Here is a 547-nt window from a genome sequence, read left to right on the forward strand (position 1 = left end):
CCGGATCTCCGCGACCACGGCCTCGGCCGGCGGTGGCCGACGAGCCGGAGCCGTCGCGCGCGCCGCCCAGGTCGTTGACCACCACCTTGGCTCCGCGCTTGGCCAGGGCGAGCGCATGTTCGCGCCCCAGGCCGCCGCCGGCCCCTGTCACGATCGCCACTCGACCGTCGAAATTCACCGTCATTTGGACCTTCTCCCTGTCGTCGCCTTGTCCTAGCAGGGCTTTTTGGGAAGGAAACCCCGCCCATTGTGTTGAAACGGCGCCACAGTCGCCGCATTGCAAGCCAGATTACGGAACCGGAACCGTACATTCTGGTTAGGGGTCGGGAGCGCCTCGTGTAAGCGTAGGCATTCGGGCAACCTTGAGTGTGAGGGATATGATGAAGGTGAAACTTCTCGCCGGTGTCGCGATGACCGGGCTGCTTGCAGCCGGCGCCGCGTCGGCTGAGCCGAACGGTTGGTACGGCGCGCTTGATGCGGGCTGGCACACGTCGGACATTGAGACGTCTCGTGACGTCGACATTGACGTTGAGGACAGCTGGGCGGG

At 65.1% G+C, this 547-nt stretch carries 1 protein-coding gene; it reads right to left on the reverse strand.

Features of this window, described 5'->3' with window-relative positions; translation table 11 throughout:
* Positions 1-184: SDR family NAD(P)-dependent oxidoreductase (locus tag AC2W7C_RS18875; RefSeq protein ID WP_486002707.1), on the reverse strand; the 184-nt coding region annotated here is incomplete at its 3' end.
* Positions 185-547 lie beyond the last annotated feature (363 nt).

The sequence above is a fragment of the Brevundimonas sp. CURTG3B2_SDJG genome, from assembly GCF_057364705.1.